Annotated in this window: 17 protein-coding genes and 1 pseudogene; 15 read left to right on the plus strand and 3 right to left on the minus strand. The window is 62.7% G+C overall.

Annotated features, from left to right (window positions below; genetic code table 11):
- Positions 1-15 precede the first annotated feature (15 nt).
- Both A5695_RS06875 and A5695_RS06880 read left to right on the plus strand, forming a co-directional pair.
- Positions 16-666: a hypothetical protein gene (locus A5695_RS06875; RefSeq protein WP_369830162.1), complete on the plus strand. Its 651-nt coding sequence runs from the start codon at positions 16-18 to the stop codon at positions 664-666.
- The gene (locus A5695_RS06880) at positions 663-1409 is read left to right on the plus strand and encodes a hypothetical protein (RefSeq protein WP_068079391.1); all 747 of its coding nucleotides are present in this window, start codon (positions 663-665) and stop codon (positions 1407-1409) included. The genes A5695_RS06875 and A5695_RS06880 overlap by 4 nt, the downstream gene beginning before the upstream one ends.
- A 31-nt stretch (positions 1410-1440) precedes the next feature.
- On the opposite strand, the gene A5695_RS06885 is transcribed toward A5695_RS06880, so the two are convergent.
- From A5695_RS06885 to A5695_RS06895, 3 genes are all read right to left on the minus strand, one after another.
- Entirely contained in the window at positions 1441-1845 is a 405-nt protein-coding gene (locus A5695_RS06885; protein ID WP_068079393.1) for a hypothetical protein, read from the minus strand.
- 64 nt (positions 1846-1909) lie between these two features.
- Entirely contained in the window at positions 1910-2488 is a 579-nt protein-coding gene (locus A5695_RS06890) for a hypothetical protein (protein ID WP_156749495.1), read from the minus strand.
- Between the two features lie 59 nt (positions 2489-2547).
- Positions 2548-3315 carry a FadR/GntR family transcriptional regulator gene (locus A5695_RS06895; RefSeq protein ID WP_068079396.1) on the minus strand — a complete coding sequence of 256 codons (768 nt, stop codon included), beginning with the start codon at positions 3313-3315 and terminating at the stop codon, positions 2548-2550.
- A 1116-nt stretch (positions 3316-4431) separates the two neighbouring features.
- On the opposite strand from A5695_RS06895, the gene A5695_RS06900 reads away from it, so the two are divergent.
- From A5695_RS06900 to A5695_RS06960, 13 genes and pseudogenes are all read left to right on the plus strand, one after another.
- Positions 4432-5982 carry a class I adenylate-forming enzyme family protein gene (locus tag A5695_RS06900; RefSeq protein ID WP_068079412.1) on the plus strand — a complete coding sequence of 517 codons (1551 nt, stop codon included), beginning with the start codon at positions 4432-4434 and terminating at the stop codon, positions 5980-5982.
- 16 nt (positions 5983-5998) lie between these two features.
- Positions 5999-6304 (plus strand): annotated as a pseudogene (locus tag A5695_RS06905) (MaoC family dehydratase N-terminal domain-containing protein); the annotation flags it as partial.
- Positions 6305-6603: 299 nt separating this feature from the next.
- Positions 6604-8175: a class I adenylate-forming enzyme family protein gene (locus A5695_RS06910; RefSeq protein ID WP_231974742.1), complete on the plus strand. Its 1572-nt coding sequence runs from the start codon at positions 6604-6606 to the stop codon at positions 8173-8175.
- A 295-nt stretch (positions 8176-8470) separates the two neighbouring features.
- Positions 8471-8932, plus strand: a complete 462-nt coding sequence (locus A5695_RS06915) for a MarR family winged helix-turn-helix transcriptional regulator (protein WP_231974743.1) — start codon at positions 8471-8473, stop codon at positions 8930-8932.
- A 196-nt stretch (positions 8933-9128) separates the two neighbouring features.
- Positions 9129-10328: a cytochrome P450 gene (locus tag A5695_RS06920; protein WP_156749497.1), complete on the plus strand. Its 1200-nt coding sequence runs from the start codon at positions 9129-9131 to the stop codon at positions 10326-10328.
- Between the two features lie 39 nt (positions 10329-10367).
- Positions 10368-11207, plus strand: coding sequence for an SMP-30/gluconolactonase/LRE family protein (locus tag A5695_RS06925; protein ID WP_068079415.1), 840 nt, complete (start codon positions 10368-10370; stop codon positions 11205-11207).
- An 84-nt stretch (positions 11208-11291) separates the two neighbouring features.
- Entirely contained in the window at positions 11292-12599 is a 1308-nt protein-coding gene (locus tag A5695_RS06930; protein ID WP_197515381.1) for a phosphotransferase family protein, read from the plus strand.
- Between the two features lie 179 nt (positions 12600-12778).
- On the plus strand, positions 12779-13558 hold the full coding sequence (locus A5695_RS06935) for a hypothetical protein (RefSeq protein WP_231974744.1): 780 nt from the start codon (positions 12779-12781) through the stop codon (positions 13556-13558).
- 196 nt (positions 13559-13754) lie between these two features.
- Positions 13755-14516 carry an enoyl-CoA hydratase/isomerase family protein gene (locus A5695_RS06940; protein ID WP_068079403.1) on the plus strand — a complete coding sequence of 254 codons (762 nt, stop codon included), beginning with the start codon at positions 13755-13757 and terminating at the stop codon, positions 14514-14516.
- A gap of 131 nt (positions 14517-14647) precedes the next feature.
- Complete coding sequence (locus A5695_RS06945) at positions 14648-15409, plus strand: SDR family NAD(P)-dependent oxidoreductase (protein ID WP_068079405.1); 762 nt, start codon at positions 14648-14650, stop codon at positions 15407-15409.
- A 13-nt stretch (positions 15410-15422) separates the two neighbouring features.
- A complete protein-coding gene (locus tag A5695_RS06950) occupies positions 15423-16595 on the plus strand; it encodes an acyl-CoA dehydrogenase family protein (protein WP_068079407.1) in 1173 nt (390 codons plus the stop codon).
- A gap of 13 nt (positions 16596-16608) precedes the next feature.
- Complete coding sequence (locus A5695_RS06955) at positions 16609-17613, plus strand: acyl-CoA dehydrogenase family protein (protein ID WP_068079409.1); 1005 nt, start codon at positions 16609-16611, stop codon at positions 17611-17613.
- Between the two features lie 182 nt (positions 17614-17795).
- Complete coding sequence (locus A5695_RS06960) at positions 17796-18620, plus strand: NAD(P)-dependent oxidoreductase (RefSeq protein WP_068079410.1); 825 nt, start codon at positions 17796-17798, stop codon at positions 18618-18620.
- Positions 18621-18868 lie beyond the last annotated feature (248 nt).

Here is an 18868-nt window from a genome sequence, read left to right on the forward strand (position 1 = left end):
GCCAGAGCGACACAGATGACCAGCCCCGCCGTGATCACCAGCCGCAGCCGCGAATTTCGTTGCTCGGCCAGCGCAGCCACCGGGGAACCTTCCTCGGCCGGGTCGCCGGTGGCGACCTCCTCCGGGTCCTCTGTTTCGTCGGCGCCGCCGTCACCCGCCGCTGCTGCGCTGGCCGAGCAACGAAATTCGCGGCTGCGGCTGGTGATCACGGCGGGGCTGGTCATCTGTGTCGCTCTGGCGGCACTGGTCGGGTGGCTGGGATTCCGGGCCTATCAGTCGCACCAGGCCCAAGAACAGCGGGCGTTGTTCCTTCAGGTAGGGCGGCAGGGCGCGCTGAACCTGACGACGATCGACTGGCAGCGGGCTGACACGGACGTACAGCGCATCCTGGACTCCGCGACGGGCAAGTTCTACGACGACATGTCCAAGCGCCAGGAGCCCTTCGTCGGCGTGGTGAAGAAGGCGCAGTCGAAATCGGTGGGGACAATCACCGAAGCCGGTCTGGAGTCCGAGTCGGGCGACGACGCCCAGGTGTTGGTAGCCGTGTCCGTCCAGACTTCGAATCTCGGTGCAACCGATCAGCGCCCGCGGGCCTGGCGGATGCGGATCTCGGTGCACAAAACCGGCGACGAAGTGAAGGTCTCTAACGTGGAGTTCGTGCCATGAATAAGCTGTTTGGCCGCAGCGCACCAAAGGGTTCCAACGAGCCGGAAGCGGAAACCGACACGGCGGCAACGGAATCCGATACTGCGACCGGGCAAGACGAATCATCGGCCCGCGTGGAGACGGCCCACGCCGCCGACGGCGAGAACGAAACCGCCGCAGAGGATCACGATGGCGGCGAAACCGAGGCTGCGCAGCCGGCGTCACCCGAGGATTCCGAGGCCGACGAAGGGTCCGAGAGCCCGGCCGCGGGGAGGCGCCGGTTTGGTGTGTCGCAGGTGGTGGCATACGGTGTGCTGCCGGGGCTCGCGCTGCTGATGGCGCTCGGCGCGGCCTTCTTGAAGTGGCAGGACTGGTCGGTGCGAAATTCACAGATCGCGCGCATCGAATCCGTAGCTGCAGCAAGGGATTCCACTATCGCGTTACTTTCCTACAAGCCAGACTCGGTCGAAAAGGACTTGGACGCTGCCCGAGACCGGTTGACCGGAACTTTCAAAGAGTCGTACACGAAATTGACTCACGACGTGGTGATTCCCGGCGCGAAGGAGAAGCGCATCTCGGCGGCTGCCACCGTGGCCGCCGCGGCCTCCGTGAAGGCGACTCCTGCACACGCGACGGCCCTGCTCTTCGTCGATCAGAGCACCATCGTCGGCAACGAGGCGCCCACCGACACAGCGTCCAGTGTGCGCGTGACCCTCGACAAGATAAACGGACGGTGGCTGGTCTCGGCGTTCGACCCGATATAGCGGTTGGTAACTGAGGTCCGGATCCTCCGCCCTACAGTGTGAAGCGGGAGGGCGCGATGTCCTGGCACGTGGTGTACGGCGGAGTGAACCCGTTGGCGCATCCTCGACCTTTGATCACATACGTCGCGCCCGGTCGGTAGGTGTAGTACACCACCGCTGTACGGGGGCCGTTGGCGCTGCGGCATTCTCCCTGCGAATCGTCGCCCTCGATGGACACGCAAACCGTCGTGCGGTTGGGTGAGATCTCGAGCGTGCATGGCCCCGGATGCGCCGTTGCCATCACAAAGTCCACACCAGAAACCTGCACAACTTTCGGCGTCTCGAGCACGAACGAGCATTGCCCCTCGGCGTCCGTCGGCGCGGCGTTCGCGTGGCCCGGCGGGCAAACGCCTACGCTCACCAGAGCGGACGAAAGAACGGCGAGCAACCGGTTCATCGTTGAATCGTATCGCCCAGCGGGTGATTTCCGAATAGGAATGACGCCGACGCATGGCGCCGGATCAAGGAATGAACTCCACGTTGGACACTTTTGCTCCGCCGGTCACTTTCTGCACATCGATGCGCATCCGGTAGCTGTGTGGATGTGGTTCGTCGACACCGGCGTTCGATGTTTTGACGGTTACCACCACCAAGACGCGAGCGGAATCACGAGTGACCGACTGCAGTCCTGCTTCGACGATGACTCCCTGTGTCTTGGACTGACCGCGCTTGACGGCATCGATGTACGGTTGCGATCGCTGCTGGAAATTGTCATGAAAAGTGCCAATTGACCCATCCAGAATGCGTCGCACGTCGGCGTCGACTTCGGCGTAGTTGATGGTGGTCAAATCCAATGCACCCTGCCGGCCAGTCCGCAAGAACAATTCCTGCTGCTGCTCGGCTCGATGGGCCTGCAGCAAGGAGTAGCCGAACCAGCTAAGCAGTCCCGACAACGCCACGACGGTGCACGCACTGACGATCAGCGCCCACCGCACACCGTTTTTCGGTCTCTGCGTGGCTGCGGCCTCGGGCTTGGTCTCGTCGGGTTCGGTGGACCTGTCATCGGGCACCGTGGATTCGGCGTCTGCACCTTCCGCCATCATTGCTCCTTCGCTGCCCTGCGTCTCCGTTGTACTTGTAGGCAGCCGGAGGCGGCAGCTCAATCCATAACGTCGCGGACTTTGATCGAGCCCAGCCCTCGCAACATAATCGTGCGCGAATTGTCCATGTGGCGACGCCAATGAGCCTCCGCCTCGTCGCCGTCGCGTGCACGCAATAGTTTGATGAGGCGGCGGTACGACCGGACAAGCTTGTCGTAATCTGCCTTCGGCACGCTGCGCTTACGCGCGATGGCCACCGCAGTGTGCCGCTCGGTGATTTCATGGAGCATCCCCGCGATCATGCTGAGCGTCGCGTTTCCCGACAGCTCAACCAACCGGAGGTGAAACTTTGCGGTGGCCGCGGCGAATCGTGGCGCCTCCAATGATGTTGGGATTTCCTCGACCAGGATTTGCTCAAGCTCATCGAATGCTTTGGTTTTTCCTTTAGTCGCGAGTAAACGAGCAGCTAGCGGCTCAATCGAGGAACGTGCCACCAAGACGTCGGCGATCGTTGCCCCCGATAATTCTAGTAGCAGGCCGGCCGGCCGTGCCACGATTTCGGGCCCCGGCACCCGCACTCGGGCACCGGTCCGCGAGCCACGGCGAACCTCGACGAGCCTTTCGGACTCCAGCACACGCACTGCTTCCCGTAACGTGGGCCGACTCACGCCGAAGTGGTTCATCAGCTCGGCCTCGTTTGGCAGGAAGTCACCATCTGTCAGCTGGCCGTCTACGATCATCCGCCGCAGCGTCCCTGCGACCAGCTCCGCTGTCTTCGGTGACCGTACGCCCTGCATACCAGGCGCCGAAGGCTTCGCAGTCGCCATCGGGGCGAGCGCCGGAAGTGGTGCCACTACCAAACCTCCCAAAATCTAGTTCTGCCAAGGGAGCCACCGCAATTGACGATGCAGCACCGCCAGCATGATCCAGTTAGCAGCCTATACGATTGAATACCGAGAAGGTGTTAATGCCTCTATCTTGGCACAATCGAAAGTAACTGAGTTATCTCTCTCAGACCGGTGGGACGGTGGTCTTGCTCGAAGCGCACAAAGCCGCGGCCGCTGGGTCGGGCCCATTCCAATTATCGACGGCCACTCGCCAGCGGTGAATCCAGATCTTCGCCAATGACTTAGTGCTCGACGAGCGGCCGGGACTCACTTCCCGGGCTCGAAGAGGCTGGTCACGCAGACACAGAGCGGGTCATCGACAGGCTCTATCAGCGCGGATAGCGCGGGTCGCCGTTAATGCACTACACGCGCAGTCGGCATCCCAGGGTGCACCGAGCCGGCATAAGACTGCAGGAAATGAGGGTCAATCATTTCTTGGATCGCGTGGCCTCAGGATCCATCACCTCTCCAGCGGCGACGGTATGGCCGGGTTACGGCCCCTGCGTCACATCGCCACGGAGCGCGAGCAGTTTGGTCGGCGATTGGGAGTTTTCTGACCGTTTCGCATCGATGCGCCGACATGCTGGTTGCGTTGGAAGGCGCGCGCAGTCAGGTGTTCGCGGCGGCCGAGGCAGGCCCACTGAGCGAAGGGGGCTAAATGCTGGCGTCGGCCGCAGCGTTCGATGCGGGGATATTCGCTGCAGAACGATCGATTCAGATCCATGGTGGAATCGGGTTCACCTGGAAACATCCGGCGGATCTGTTGCTGCGCCGTGCTCGCGAACACCCTGGCCGTGGGGCACCCCGAGTCATTGCGCGACCGCGCTGCCGCCGTGCTGCGGGCTGAGCCTGAACTCACCTGAGCAGAACGCGTGCGCGGCTAACGCCAGCTCGGAGCGCGCGTTCCACGGATAAGCCATTCTCTGTCCTGTTCTCGCTCGTCGGTTGATCCAGTTTCATCAATCACCGTCGTTCGAGTACGCTGACCTAGTAAACTACGTCGATGTTGCAAGACATCATCGCCGGCCTAGCGGTTCGATGATTCAGGAAGTGGGCATGACGGGCATCCGCGATGCGCTGGGACGTTTATGGCAAGCCGACGGTAGCGCCAACATGCTCCAGCAGAACGGCCTCTGGATTACATGGGGCCGAGTCCGGACCCTGGCCGAGCAGCTCGACAAGCAGTTAAGCGCCGCCGGATGCGGGGCGGGGGGCCGGGTAGCAGTCGTCTTGAGCAATCGGATGGAGTCTGTCGCCGCCCTCATCGCGATCCTGTGCGGCGAGCGCACCTTGGTGACCATCAGCCCATTGCAGCCGGCGGAGCGGCTCAGTGCCGACCTAGTGGTCACCAAAGCCGCTTTCGTGTTAGCGCCCGGCGCACTATGGGCGGACGACGTCTTCACCAAGGCGGTGAGCGACTTGGGGGCGGCGGCTTGGAGTCTGGACGAGGGGCAGCTCGTCCAGCGGCGCGAGTCGGCTGGCGATCCGCCCCCGGGTGATCCGACGGTGGCCGTCGAGATGTTGACCTCGGGAACCACTGGTCCTCCCAAACGCATCCCGCTGGGCCGCGCTCAATTGGAGGCATCTCTGTCTGCCGCGCTCCGGCACAACAATCGGCCCGAAGCCGGTAAAGGCACGCCATTGACCGGAAGAGTCGGTCTGGTGGTTCTGCCGATTGTGCACATCGGAGGTCTGTGGGGACTACTGCAGAACCTGGTCACCGCGCGCCCATTCGTCCTACTCGAGCGCTTCACGCTGCCCGCTTGGCGTGCCGCAATCGCCGAGCACCGGCCCGTCTTGGTGTCACTGCCGCCGCCGGCCCTCCGCTCGGTTCTCGACTCCGATATCACTCGCGAAGAACTCGGCAGCGTTCGGGCGGTGAATGCCGGTACGAGCCCGGTGGAACCGGCGCTCGTGGACGCGTTCTACGAGAAGTTCGGTATCCCCGTGCTCATTGTGTACGGTGCGACGGAATTTTCGGGAGCCGTTGCGGGGTGGACGCTTAAGGATTTCCGCGCTCACTGGGCTGACAAGAAAGGCAGCGTCGGCAGAGCGTTTCCTGGGGTGCGCTTTCAGGTCATCGACGAAGAGGGCAATGTGGTGCCGGTGGGGCAGACGGGCAGACTGCAGGTGGCATCGCGGCAGTCCGGCGGTGCTGCCAACCAGTGGGTGACCACCAGTGACCTCGGGCACCTGGACGAGGACGGCTACCTCTACATCGACGGCCGCGCAGACGACGTCATCGTGCGGGGCGGGTTCAAGGTCGCACCGGACACCGTAGTGCGGGCTCTTCGCTCGCACACCGCAGTCCACGACGCCGCCGTCGCTGGGCTCGCTGACTCGCGGCTGGGTAAGACGCCCGTGGCCGCTGTCGAATTGAGGCCGGGCGCATCGGTGATGCCGGAGGAGTTGCGGGCACATTGCCGGTCATCGCTGACGCCTTACGAGGTGCCGGCCGAGGTCTACATCGTCGACGCATTGCCGCGCGGCGCGGCGCTCAAAGTCGATCGGCGACGCCTGATTGCCATGCTTGAAGAACTACGCACAGGATCCGCGGCACAGCCGGCTGAGCGGGTTAACACACCCCCTACGCCGCTCACTGAATGAAGGAGGCTGCCACCCAATGACTACCGCTGAAGCCAAAGACGCGGCCGCCTTGGAGGGTCGCATCACCGACGAGGACATCGAACGGGCAAGGGCACAGATCGGCGTCGCCGTCAACAAAAAAGAGCAACCCTGGAACACGGTGATTTCGGCCGATGCGATCTCTCACTTCGCATTCGGGATCGGCGACGACAACCCGCTGTTTCTCGACCCCGCATACGGTCCCCACACACGCTGGCACAGCCAGATTGAACCCACCTTCCCGATCAGCACCGGGCTGGACCAGACGCCGAAGTTCACCGACCCGGAGCGAAAAAAGCTGTATTTGCCGGTGCCTCGGAACAATCCGCGGAACACGTGACCGCCGTGAGCCGAGTTTTGTCGGACGCTGACCCCGACGGTGCTGTCATCGAGCGCGCACCGGGAACATGATGAAAATGGCACCGTTAAACCGACGGAGGTGCTGGCCAAGCAGATGACGGGGACTGAGCGGCTTTGGCCCACTGAGCCGCATTTGCTTTGTCGCTCAGCGCGACCGGACCAGACGGGGGCGTTAGACGCGGAGTCGGGAACAAGCGGAGAGCCTTCTTGATGGCCGAAGATACTGATTTTTACCGTGCCGCCTTGCGAGACAAGTGGTATTCGCAGGGCTGGTACTCGTCTCGAACGTGTATCGACGCTTTCGCGCGCGCCGCGGACGAACACAAGCAGGTTCCGGTGGTTTTCGTGGCGGAAGGGGTTGAGACCACTGCGACGGTCGGCGAGATTCACTGCGCCGCCAGATCAGTGGCCGCCGGCATGCAGCGACTGGGTATCGGCCCCGGTGACGCGGTCGCTGTTCAACTGACCAATCGACTCGAGTGCGCGGTCGCATATCAGGCGGTGCTGCTCTGTGGCGCGGTACTCGTCCCGATTGTCCACATCTACGGGCCCAAGGAAGTTCAGTTCATCCTCTCGGAGTCGCAATCAAGACTGCTCGTCATTCCCGCCACGTTCCGGTCGACCTCACATGTCGACCGAGTGGCGGCTTATTCCAAGCTGTCCGCGCTGGACCACATCGTGGTCGTTGATGCAGCACAGCCCGGGGCGGGTTATCTCAGTTGGCAAGAAATGACTGCCGAGGCACAAGACTATGTCGCCCCCACGGTACGGGCGGACGAGGTGTGCATGCTGTTGTACACCTCCGGGACGGTGTCGGTTCCCAAAGGAGTTCAGCACAGCCACAATTCATTCCTTGCCGAACAGGCCACGCTACCCGGCCTCCTTGGGGGAGGCAGCGACGATGTGCAATTGGTGACGTTCCCGCCCGGCCACGTCGCGGGATTGAACTCGATGCTCAGGCCGCTGATCTCGGGAACCCGCTCGGTATTCCTGGACCACTGGGATCCCGAGCTTGTTGCGAACCTGGTCGCCAAATTTTCGGTGACCGCCACTTCGGGGGCACCGTTTCACCTTTATGGACTGCTGCAGGTGCAGGACGTGACAGTGAAGCTGGCGACGCTACGCCAATTTCTTACCGGCGCCGCACTGGTCACTGACGAGCTCGGCCGACACGCTGCGGCGGCCGGCATCACCGCGTTCCGGTGCTATGGAATAACCGAGCATCCGACGGTCACCGCTGCCCGAGCCGACGATCCGCTTGAGCTACGGGTGGGAACCGACGGGGCACCGATGCGTGGCTGCGCCGTGCGGGTGGTTGACCCCGCCGGCATCGATCGGCCGTCCGGCGTCGACGGCGAGGTGATCGTCCAGGGGCCCGACCAATTCGTTGGATATCGCGATCCCGCTCTCAACGTGGCCGCATTTACTCGCGACGGCTGGTTTCGCACAGGCGATCTCGGCCATCTCGACGCGCAGGGCCGGCTCACTATCACCGACCGCATCAAAGATGTCATCATCCGCGGCGGCGAGACAATCTCGTGCGGCCAAATCGAGGATGTGCTGCATACACATCCCGCGGTTGCGGAGGCGGCGGCGGTGGCCGCACCCGATCCGCGATACGGTGAAGTGGTCGCGGCCGTCGTCGTTCTCAAAACCGGCGGTGCGCTCGACCTCCCCGAGCTGAAGCGCCACTTCGCCGAGTCGGGTTTGGCGAGACAAAAGACGCCCGAACTTCTGGTTGTCGTCGACTCCCTCCCACGCACCGCCCTGGGTAAGGTGCGCAAGGCCGATTTACGCAAGACTCATTTCCAATGATGTCGACAGATGGGCCCGATGGTCGGCCTGGTTCGCGACAGCGTGGGCTATGTGTTGGTTCGGCATGGCGCGCCATCTGGCGGGTGTTTTCTTCTTCCCTCGCCAGCGCCGCGGTGTAAACACACTCGTCGAGCAGCAGGTCGCGGATTCTGCCCGCCGCAGCATTTCCCGCGACGAGCTTGAAACCATTCGTTGCGACCTTGGCACTCTACAGTCGTTGTCGACGCGGTGGCGTTAGTCTGCTGTGATGCGTCGTCGACCTGGTAATGGCAGCTCACAGTCGTGCGGGACTTCCGTGGCGGCTTACCGTGATATCGCAAGGTTTGTCACCGACTCGCTTCAGCGCCACGCTATCGACTTCGGCGAATGGATGGCCGCGACAAATATTCAACGTACTCGTGCGCTCGGGTACGAGAGCCTGCGGCCGGTACACAATCGAGTTTTCATTCATCTCGGTCTCGATGGCAGCAGAATCGTGGATATTGCTCGCGCCGAAGGGATCTCGAGTACCGCCGTTGGGCAGCTGGTCACCGAGCTCGAACAGCTCGGATTTGTTGAACGCCGCTCGGATCCGGCTGACGGTCGAGCCAAGAAAGTGTTCTACACCCGCAAGGGGCTCGAGATGCTTGACGCGGCTCGCTCGATCGCCAAGACCATCGACTCTGAACTTGCCGCCGTCCTAGGCCAACGCAAGTTCGACCAACTCGCGAAGTTGCTCGCCGAAGCCAACCAGGCGACGGATCGTTTGCCGACTTGACAAAGGCCACTTTGCGAGTATCGGCTGTCTGCCTGCTCATGTGACGTCGGAATCGTCCCAATTTAGCGAAGTATGCTTGACTATTTTGCGGAGCAGATGTTCTCCTTGACAGTGAGAATCCCACTGCCAGAAGTGCGGCAGCCCGTCGTGTCGACCGATGGCGACGACTCAGCGAAGGATCGGGGTTGACTCTGCGATGAGCGGTCTAACGAGCGCCGAACTGCGGTATGAGTTCGTTCGTGGCGGCGATCCTGCTTGCTCCAACTTCAGACGACTGGATCGCATCCAAGCGGAGAACCGGCCCTTTTTGCGGGCCGATGAAGCCGGGGGGTACTGGGTGTTCACGGATCACGATGTGATCCTCGATGGGCTGCAGCACCCGGAGCTGTTCTCGAATGCAGTAATGGTCCCAATTGAACCCGATCCGCCGTACAAGTGGATCCCGATCATGCTGGATCCGCCGGACCATACCAAGTGGCGCCATGTGCTCGGGCTGTATTTCTCGCCCGGGCGGATCACAAGCCTGGAATCTGAGCAGCGTGCATTCGCCGTTGAACTGATCGAAAGGTTCCGTGGCGCCGGGCAGTGCGATTTTTACGCCGAGTTCGCCGCGGTGTTTCCAACGACGATTTTCTTACAGATCTTGGGGCTGCCTATCGACAAGCTGGACGACTTCCTGGTGTGGGAGGCAAAGATTCTGCACTCTACCCGGGAAAGCGATCCCGACCGTTCGGTGGCGGTGGGCGCGATGATGGAGGTGATGGGCTACTTCGGTGAGCTGATCAGGCAGAAGCGCGAGGACCCGAACAGCCGAGGTGACGACATCGTCAGCCACGCGATCGATTGGAAGATCGACGGCGCATCGCCGTCGGATGAGGACCTGTTGTCGTGCATGCTGCTGCTGTTCATGGCTGGCCTGGACACGGTTGCCGGGCAGCTGTCGTATGCCTTCTACCATCTGGCCACTCATCCGGAGGACCGGCACAAGATTGTGACTGACCCGTCGCTGGTTCCACTGGCGGTCGAGGAACTGGTTCGCGCATATCCGATTGTGCAGACGGCTCGAAAGGCCACTCAAGACATCGATTTCCACGGTTGTCCGATCAAGAAGGGCGAGATGGTCGCTTTTCCGTTGGGCATGGCGAACCGGGACCCGAAAGAGCATCAGCGCGGCGCTACGGTGGATTTCGACTCGCCCCGACCGCGGCATATCAGCTTTGGCGCGGGGCCGCATCGCTGCCTCGGGTCCCATTTGGCCCGTCAGGAAATGGCCGTCGTTTTGGAGGAATGGCATCGGCTCATCCCCGACTACGAGGTCGCTGATGAGGACGCGGTGGTAGAACATACCGGAGGTGTGTACAGCCTCGACCGACTTCCGCTTCGCTGGAATCGATGATCGGCGAGTTGCTCATCATGTCGCCCGCGATTGCAGGACATGAAGCTGCCTGACACGCCCCTTTTCGAGAACCTGTCGTTCCCGGAAGCACCGCGCTGGCGAGCGGGACAGCTGTGGTTTTCGGATATGGTCGGCAAGCGGTTGTGTAGAGCTCGCCCGGGGGGAATGGTCCGTACCGTTACGCGGTTTGATGAAATGCCCGGCGGCATTGGCTTTTTGCCGGACGGCACGCCGTTGGTTGTGGGAACGTCCTCAGCGCGTGTGTACGCTGTCCGCGATGGGCGAGCCGAGGTCTACGCAGAGCTCGGTGATGCAGCATCCGGGCACTGCGACGACATGGTGGTGGCCCGGGATGGCACCGCCTATGTTGGTGCGATCGGCGTAGTGACTGCTGACTTGGAGGGGGCACCTCCCAGCGGCGGGATTGTCTGTGTCTCGCCGAGCGGGCAGGTCAGCCGCGCAGCCGACGACCTCGCGTTTCCCAACGGTGCAGTCTTGACCAATGACAACCTCCTGTTGGTCAATGAAACCTTCGCCGAACGGATTACGGCGTTCAACGTCGCCGACGATGGCCGGCTTATCGGGCGCCGAACATGGGCGGAGTTGCCAGGGATGCATCCCGACGGGCTCGCCGTGGATGCCGACGGTGCCGCGTGGGTCGGTTGCTATCTGGAAGGAAAGTTCGTCAGGGTACGCGAAGGGGGCGAGGTCACCCAAGTGATTGCCGCCCCGGGCCGATGGGCAACCGGGGTCGAGCTAGGCGGTCCCGACGGCAACACGCTGTTCCTGTGCACGGCCGAGACAGATCTGAATCGGTTCCTGCGCGGGGAATCGAGCGGCCGTATCGACGGCGTCGATGTTGACGTCCGGGTGGCCTGAGAGATGACTGTCACCACTGAACCTCGGGATGGCCTTCCCCCTGAAATCACGACTTGGTTGCAGGAGGTCAGCGAGGCTACGCACGTGCGCGCCCAGCGCCGCCCCGGCGGCGGCAGGCGCGAAGCGTGGCTGGTCGATGTCGAGAGGGACAACGGTGCCGTCGAACCGCTTTTCCTGCGATTTGACAACTCCAATCCCGCGCACACCGGGGATCCATTTACGCTCAACCGGGAAGCCCGCTTCTACGCGGCACTGCAAGGTACCGACGTGCCGGTGCCCAGACTCATCGCATGCCATCCCAAGCTACAAGCGGTGCTGTGCAGCCGTATTGATGGCGAGACGTGGTTCTCCAGGCTCAAAGATGACAGTGCCCGGTTGGCTATTGCGCGCGAATTCATGAGCAAGCTCGCCGCCCTGCACCGCGTCGATCCGGCACGGGTGAAGCTCGACGAGCCGCGCCGTTCGATGCGAGACTGCGTCGAGGCGGACATAGCGCGTTGGGAGGAGCTGTACCGGTTCGGCGATCCTCCTAAGGACCCGACGATCGAGTTCGGGTTGGCCTGGCTGAAGGCGAACGTTCCAGAAGCGGAGACCCAGCCGGTCATCGTCCAGGGTGACACCGGTCCCGGCAACTTCCTCTACGCCGATGGGCACATCACCGCCGTACTCGACTGGGAACTCGCCCATTTCGGCGACCCGATGGCCGACCTGGGCTGGCTGGCGCTGCGAGCGGTGCAGGAGCCGTTTACCTGCTTCGCCGACCGGCTCGCCGATTACGAGAAATTCTCCGGCACAGTAATCGATCTCGACCGTGTCCGGTATTACCGGCTGTTCGCCGAATTCAAAGTGGTGATTCTGGGTTTCCGCCGCACGGTGAAGGCCGAGTTGCACGGCGAGATCGGCAATGCGCTCATTTACGAGGTATTACACAACACTCTGTTTGCCGATTCGCTCGCCGAACAATACGGCCTCAAAGGGCTTGTGGTCGAGGGGTTTGACGCTGAGCCCACTGAACGGCAACAACTCTATGACGTCGTCCTGGCTCAACTGAAGGACATCGTCGTCCCCGGAATCCCCGACCCTTTCGTCGAGATGCGCGGAAAGGGCCTGGCCCGCATCGTCAAATACCTGCGCGAAGCGGATCGTCATGGGGAAGCGGTGCAGCGGCGAGAACTAGACGCCTTGCAAAAGGTGCTGCGTCGACGCCCACGTACAGTCCGCGAGGGTCGCCGCGAACTCGCGGACACCATCGACGCCGGCTCTCTGGCCAACACCGACATTGTCACCTACTTGTGGACTCGAGCCCATCTTCAGCACGAGTTGATGCGGCCAGCGATGGGAGTGTTGGCGGAGCGCCGGTTCGATCCGTTGCCAGATGAAGTAGCGCCGTGACGGGAGCTGTGATGACTATCGACCACCAATTCGGTCCCCATGACGACGCGCTACATCCGCCTGGGCACAGCCACTATGAAACGGAGACGTTTTGGTATTCGTTCTTCGTGCCCGAACGGGCTATCGGCGGTTGGGTCTACGCCTCGGTGCGCCAAAACGCGGGGGTCACCGCGGGCGGCATGTGGATGTGGGATGACTCCACAGCACATCCAATAGATTCGCCGTTTTACGAATACTTTTCGCACCTGAAGCTGCCGGACGAGCGTGGGCCGGAGCTGGTGAGCTTTCCTACCGGGATGCGCGTCGAGATGCGCGAACCATTGATGGTCTACGACATCTCCTACGACGACCGGGCGCGCATGGAAGCGCGGTTTCGATTCGAGGCGCTCGAACCGCCGGTGCCACTGCGAACCGGTGAACCGCCTTATCCCAAGGCGCACCATTTCGACCAAACCGGCCGCCTCACTGGGACGGTAACGCTCGACGGTGAGCCGATTGCGGTCGACTGTTTCGCGATGCGAGACCGCTCCTGGGGCCCGCGGACCGAGCGGGGATACCGCCGTGTCGGCTATACCTGGGCTGCCGGCCCGGAGGCGAGCCTGCTCACTTATACCGCGCCCGTTGGCGACGGCGCGGAACACGTTTATTCAGGCTACCTTCGTCAGAAGGACCGGGTCTCCCGAATTGTCAACGGCGTTAGGCATGTTGAACGGCACCCGGTCGAAGGGTGGGTGGAAGCTATCACGGTGGACGTGGAAACCGAGGACGGCGATCGGATCAGTGGCCAGGCCCGCGGAGTGAGTCGGCTCTTCCTGACGATCAGTAACCACGTTTGCGCATGCACCTTGCTGGATTGGGACCTGGACGGCCAGAGCATGGCCGGCGAAGACCAGGACGTGTGGCCGATCTCCGAATGGCGCCTTCTACGCGCCGCCGGCAGGTCTGCAGCTCGGACGTAGGCGGCCGGGAAGTCCGGGATAACAGTGCGAGTTCGCCGGCAAACCGGATCGGGCGAACGCCGACGGGATAGGGCGCGAGCCGCATGAGACGCGCGATCAGCGACATTGTCTTTTCCTGGTGCCGGGTCTAATATCTGACTAAGTAAACTATGTGTCGGCGCCGCAGGTCGATAGTGCTGCCGGGGAAGGTGCAGTAATGGCGTTCGAGGTTGACGTACGAGCAAACACCGTCGTCATCACGCTCGATTTCCCGAAGAAGCGCAACGCACTCAATGCGGACGACGCGGTAGAACTCGAGAAGGAGTTGCGCCGGGCATCCGTTCAGTCGACAGATGAGGACCTATCGGCGATCATCGTTACGGGCAAGGGTGCCTTCTGTTCCGGCGGTGACTTGCCCTACTTCGCCGCACTGGGAGCGAGCAGTTCGGCCAAGCACGTCAGCGATACCGTCTATACGAAGATGCAAAATGTCATCCGCGCCTTGGGGGAGTGCGCCGTACCGACCATCGCGGCGATCGACGGCCCAGCCATCGGTTTGGGGATGGATTTGGCCCTGGCGTGTGACATGCGATTCATCGGTCCGAGGGGCTACCTGATGCAGGGCTGGGCGCGGGCCGGTCTCGTCGCGGGGACGGGGGGAGTGGGTTTCCTCGCTCGCCTGGCCCCGGCTGCGTTTTGGTCACTGACCGCGCATCAGACGAAGGTCGGCATGGAACTGGCGGTGTCGTCTGGATTAGGTGAGCCAGGTGAGCCGGACGCCCTGACTGCGGCGCTTACGCGGGCTGACCAAATCTCGAAAGTGATGGGCTCGGCAGTGGCCGGACACTATGCCGCGCTGTTCCGGCAAGCACGCTGGCCCGCCGATGCGGAGCTCGAATCGGCGGCACGCATCCAGGGCGGACTAATCACGGCAGAACGATTTCAGCAGATGGCCGAACGCGTCCTGTCGGCCAAGTAGCAGAAGCAGCGCACGATGAAGCGGTTAACCAACCAGGTTGATTGACGGCCTCGGCGGCGCAGGTCAATGCTGCTCTGCTGACGGCTACTGGTCGATTTAGAACTGGGCAAAGGTCTAGAGAGGCAGCGTGTATGGAACTGTTGGGTGCATCGGCCCTCGTGGTCGGGGGTGCGGGGGGCTTTGGAGCAGCTACGGTGCGCCGCCTCGCCGCCGCCGGAATGAACGTGGTCATTGCTGACTTGGCGGAGGAAGCCGGCATGAGTTTGGCGGATGAGTTGGGAGCCGCCATACAATTCGTCCGAACCGATGTCACGAGCGAGGACTCGGTCCGCGCCGCGATCGCCGCAGCGGCCGCCAAGGGTGCGTTGCGCGTGGTCGTCATCGTGCACGGCGGCCCAGTGGCGAGGGCCCGCATCGTCGATAAGGGCGGCCACGCCTATCCGGTCGAAGACTTTCGCCGCACTGTCGAGATCTATCTCACCGGTACCTTCACTGTGCTCGGTCGGGCCGCCGAGCAGATGGTTACGAACGATCCGCTGGACTCCGGTCAACGCGGAGTGATCATTGCCACCGCCAGCATCGCCGGCTATGAGGGGCAGGTTGGCCAGTCGGATTATTCCGCAGCCAAAGGCGGGGTGATCGGCATGACGATCACCGCCGCAAGAGATTTGGCGCCGGTCGGGATCAGGGTGATGACGATCGCCCCAGGCACGTTTTTCACTCCCGCGTACCGAATGGACGAAGCCGAAGCGCAGGCAAAGTGGGGGCCGTTGGTGCCCAACCCGAAGCGAATGGGCCACGCGGACGAGTACGCCAGGCTGGCGCTGTCTATCGCGGACAATGACTACCTCAACGGCACAGTGATTCGGATCGACGGCGCTCAGCGGTTTTGAGATCGGCAGACCTATGGACCTGAAGTGGTCACGCACGGAAATGGATTTCCGCGACGAGGTGCGGACCTGGTTGCGGGCAAATGTCCCACGGCAGCCCAGGCCACACTCGATCGAAGAATGCCGCGAATACGATCTGGAGTGGCAACGCTGCCAGTATGACGATGGCTGGGCCGGAATCTCTTGGCCAACCGACTACGGTGGGCGGGGATTGGGGCTGGTCGAGCAGATGATTTGGTATGAGGAGTACGCCCGCGCCGGCGCACCACCGTCAGGAACCAGTTTCGTAGGTCTCAACCACGCCGGACCAACGCTCATAGCGCGCGCGAACGCCGAACAGCAGCGGATGCATCTGCAGAAAATCCTTGCGGGCGAAGTGATCTGGTGTCAGGGATTCTCTGAGCCGGAAGCTGGCTCCGACCTGGCCAGCCTCAGGACGCGCGCGGTCATTGACGGCGACGACCTCGTGGTCAACGGGCAAAAGATATGGACCAGCTACGCCAACGTGGCCGACTATCAGGAGCTCTTGGTTCGCAGCGATCCCGACGCGCCCAAGCACGCGGGAATCTCTTGGCTGATCTGTGATATGCGCTTGCCGGGCATCGAGATTCGCCCGATCACAACCATGCATGGTGAGCAACACTTTTGCCAAGTGTTTTACGACGACGTCCGCATCCCGCTGACGAATGTGGTCGGCGAACTGAACGATGGCTGGTCGGTGGCCATGTCGACATTGTCCTTCGAGCGTGGCACCGCGTTCATGGCCGATCAAATCGAGCTCGCTCACCAAGTTGAGCGCATCATCGAAATGGCGCAACGTCTCCGGGGACCCGGCGGCAGGGCCCAGGCCATCGCCGACGACGAAATCCGTCGGCGACTGGCGACCGTGCGCGCCGAGGTGGCAGCCCTGCGGGCGATGACGTACATGAACGTTTCTCGGATCGCGCGTCAGAAGAACCCCGGCCCTGAGGGATCCCAGATTCGTTTCTACTACAGTCAGGTACTGCGCCGCGTGTACGAGGTGGCGATGGATGTGCTGGGGCATCGTTGCACCGTCGATGACGGTGAGGGGCACGCAGCCATCTTTGGCTATCTCAATAGCTTCCGGGCATCGATTGCCGCGGGCACCAAAGACATTCAGCGCAACATTATCGGCGAGCGGATTCTTGGCTTGCCGCGCAGTCGCTAAAGGACCGGTCGGCATGGACCTATTTCCCGATACCGATCAGCAGCAGATCGTCGCAACCATCGCTGACATCTGCCGCCGGCGATTCTCGATGCAGACCGTGCGAGCCCAGGCAGCACGGCCGCACTCGGTGGACGACGAGAATTGGCGAGCGCTGGCCGAACTCGGTTGTTTCGGAATCGGTCTGCCTGCCGAGGTCGGTGGCAGCGACGGCGGAGTGGTCGGGGAGTTGTTGGTTGTCAGAGAGATCGGCCGCCACCTGGTACCCGGACCTGTGATCCCGACGATTCTGGCCGCACATCTGCTGAGTGACTCCCGTCCAGATTTGGCGACCGATGTTGCAGAGGGCAATGTCCGTATCGCGCTCGCCGAACACTGTTTTGACGGCGACGAGCGCTGTCTCGTCAGTGACCTTGGTGATGGACTGCTACTGGTCGCGGAAGGCATACAGTGGTCGGTGTATCCGGCTGCGGCGTGTGCTGACGTTGTCAGGGTGGGCGCCCTGGATCAGTCCACCCGCCTGGCGACCGTCACACTCGCAGGTGCCCAGCCGCTGGTTCGTGCGCACAACTCAGGACTGCGGCAGCGAGCGCACGTGTTGGTGGCTGCGGCGATGTGTGGGGTGGCCGCTGCCACGACAGCCGCGTCCGTCGAATATGCGAAGAGCCGCAAGCAGTTCGATCAACCCATCGGATCGTTTCAAGCCGTCAAGCACCGGTGTGCCGAGATGGCCGTGCGAACCGAAGCAGCATTCGCACAGACTGCCTACGCCGGCCTGGTGCTTGACGAAGGCGGCGCGGACACGGAATTCCAGGCCCTCGCCGCACGGCTGATCGCGTCCACTGCCGCTGGTGACAACTGCGCGGACAACATTCAGAACCATGGGGGATTTGGCTTCACCGAAGACTGCGACGCGCACCTGTTTCTCCGGCGGTGGCGGTCACTGGAACACATGCTGGGTGATCGATTCGTGATCGCCGACCAGCTCGCAACCCTCCAGGCGGTACAACGTCCGTCCTGACCTCCCGGAAGCGGGACCTTGCCGGCCGACGGCCATGCGATCGAACAGAGTCCCAGCGGCGTGCGCAAAATGGCAACGACGGGATGACAGGCGTGGTGCCAGGGACAGACGTGACTAAGTTATCCTGGTGGGCGACGTGGTGGAGTCTCCGCTTAGTACGTCGTTGAGAGTGAAGTATGTCCATGAGCAACACCATTGGCTTCATCGGCGCGGGGCAACTCGGCGAGCCGATGGTGCATCGACTGCTGCGAGCCGGTCACCGCGTCGAGGTCTGCGTTCGGCGGCCGGAGGCGGCCCAACGGCTCGCGTCGGCCGGCGCCGTGGTATCCGAGTCGGTCGCGCCAGTGGCAGCCGCGAGCGACGTGCTGATCTCATGCTTGTTTTCCGACGCACAACTGCTCGACGCGGGCAGCGGACCGGACGGTATCGCGGCGAACGCGAAGCCGGGGTGTGTGGTTGTCTCGCATACCACTGGCACGACCGCAACGCTGCGCACGCTGCAGGAGTGGTCGGCGGATTCGGTGGCGGTCTGCGATGCGCCTGTGAGTGGAACCGCACAGGATATAGAACGCGGCGAACTTACCGTGCTTGTCGGTGGAACCACCGAAGCGGTCGAGCGTGTACGTCCGGTGATTGGCGCCTACGCACGAGTCGTCATGGCGACGGGGGAGCTGGGTAGTGCGTTGGCTATCAAGCTGATCAACAACGTGTTGTTCGCCGCCAATGCTCAGATGGTGGCGGCTGCCGTTGAGTGTGGGGAGAGTCTGGGCGTCAGACCCGAGGTGCTCTTGGATGCGCTGGCAGTGTGTAGCGGTGGTAGCTTGGCCGCTCAGCACATGCGGCGTCTGGGCGGACCGCAGAGTTTCGCCGGCGCGGTGTCCGAGTTCCTGTCGAAGGACATCACGGCGGCGCTGAATTGGGCCGATGATGCCGGCGTGGAACTCGGGCTCCTGGAACGGGCGGCGACGACGGGCCCGTTGGCGTTACGCGCGCCGTTCAGCAGTTGATCAGTGGTCTCTGTTCGTGGCTGGCGAGGGTGGTAGCCGGCGGAGCATCGGTACGGCCAGCGCCGCAGGCGACCAGCGCAGTCCGACTCTCTGGCGCCGCTTACAACGGTTAAAGGCCGCGCCCCGCGCTGATTGACCTAACGACGGCTGAAGCGGTGCGCGAGTCGAGCTCAGCCGCCACCGAGGGCAGTAAGATCGATTCCGGTGCATGCCGCGAACGCGAGGTCGTCCTCCTGCACCCAGCCGGA

Origin of the sequence: Mycobacterium sp. E1747 (assembly GCF_001667775.1) — a bacterium.
Classification (GTDB): Bacteria; Actinomycetota; Actinomycetes; order Mycobacteriales; family Mycobacteriaceae; genus Mycobacterium.

What these genes read in the sequence shown, in the direction of transcription:
- A5695_RS06875 (WP_369830162.1), top strand. Translation starts at nt 16, where the DNA reads ATGACCAGCCCCGCCGTGATCACCAGCCGCAGCCGCGAATTTCGTTGC.
- A5695_RS06895 (WP_068079396.1), bottom strand. Translation starts at nt 3,315, where the DNA reads ATGGCGACTGCGAAGCCTTCGGCGCCTGGTATGCAGGGCGTACGGTCA.
- A5695_RS06890 (WP_156749495.1), bottom strand. Translation starts at nt 2,488, where the DNA reads ATGGCGGAAGGTGCAGACGCCGAATCCACGGTGCCCGATGACAGGTCC.
- A5695_RS06940 (WP_068079403.1), top strand. Translation starts at nt 13,755, where the DNA reads ATGGCGTTCGAGGTTGACGTACGAGCAAACACCGTCGTCATCACGCTC.
- A5695_RS06955 (WP_068079409.1), top strand. Translation starts at nt 16,609, where the DNA reads ATGGACCTATTTCCCGATACCGATCAGCAGCAGATCGTCGCAACCATC.
- A5695_RS06920 (WP_156749497.1), top strand. Translation starts at nt 9,129, where the DNA reads ATGAGCGGTCTAACGAGCGCCGAACTGCGGTATGAGTTCGTTCGTGGC.
- A5695_RS06900 (WP_068079412.1), top strand. Translation starts at nt 4,432, where the DNA reads ATGACGGGCATCCGCGATGCGCTGGGACGTTTATGGCAAGCCGACGGT.
- A5695_RS06885 (WP_068079393.1), bottom strand. Translation starts at nt 1,845, where the DNA reads ATGAACCGGTTGCTCGCCGTTCTTTCGTCCGCTCTGGTGAGCGTAGGC.
- A5695_RS06935 (WP_231974744.1), top strand. Translation starts at nt 12,779, where the DNA reads ATGTGGATGTGGGATGACTCCACAGCACATCCAATAGATTCGCCGTTT.
- A5695_RS06925 (WP_068079415.1), top strand. Translation starts at nt 10,368, where the DNA reads ATGAAGCTGCCTGACACGCCCCTTTTCGAGAACCTGTCGTTCCCGGAA.
- A5695_RS06945 (WP_068079405.1), top strand. Translation starts at nt 14,648, where the DNA reads ATGGAACTGTTGGGTGCATCGGCCCTCGTGGTCGGGGGTGCGGGGGGC.
- A5695_RS06880 (WP_068079391.1), top strand. Translation starts at nt 663, where the DNA reads ATGAATAAGCTGTTTGGCCGCAGCGCACCAAAGGGTTCCAACGAGCCG.
- A5695_RS06960 (WP_068079410.1), top strand. Translation starts at nt 17,796, where the DNA reads ATGAGCAACACCATTGGCTTCATCGGCGCGGGGCAACTCGGCGAGCCG.
- A5695_RS06950 (WP_068079407.1), top strand. Translation starts at nt 15,423, where the DNA reads ATGGACCTGAAGTGGTCACGCACGGAAATGGATTTCCGCGACGAGGTG.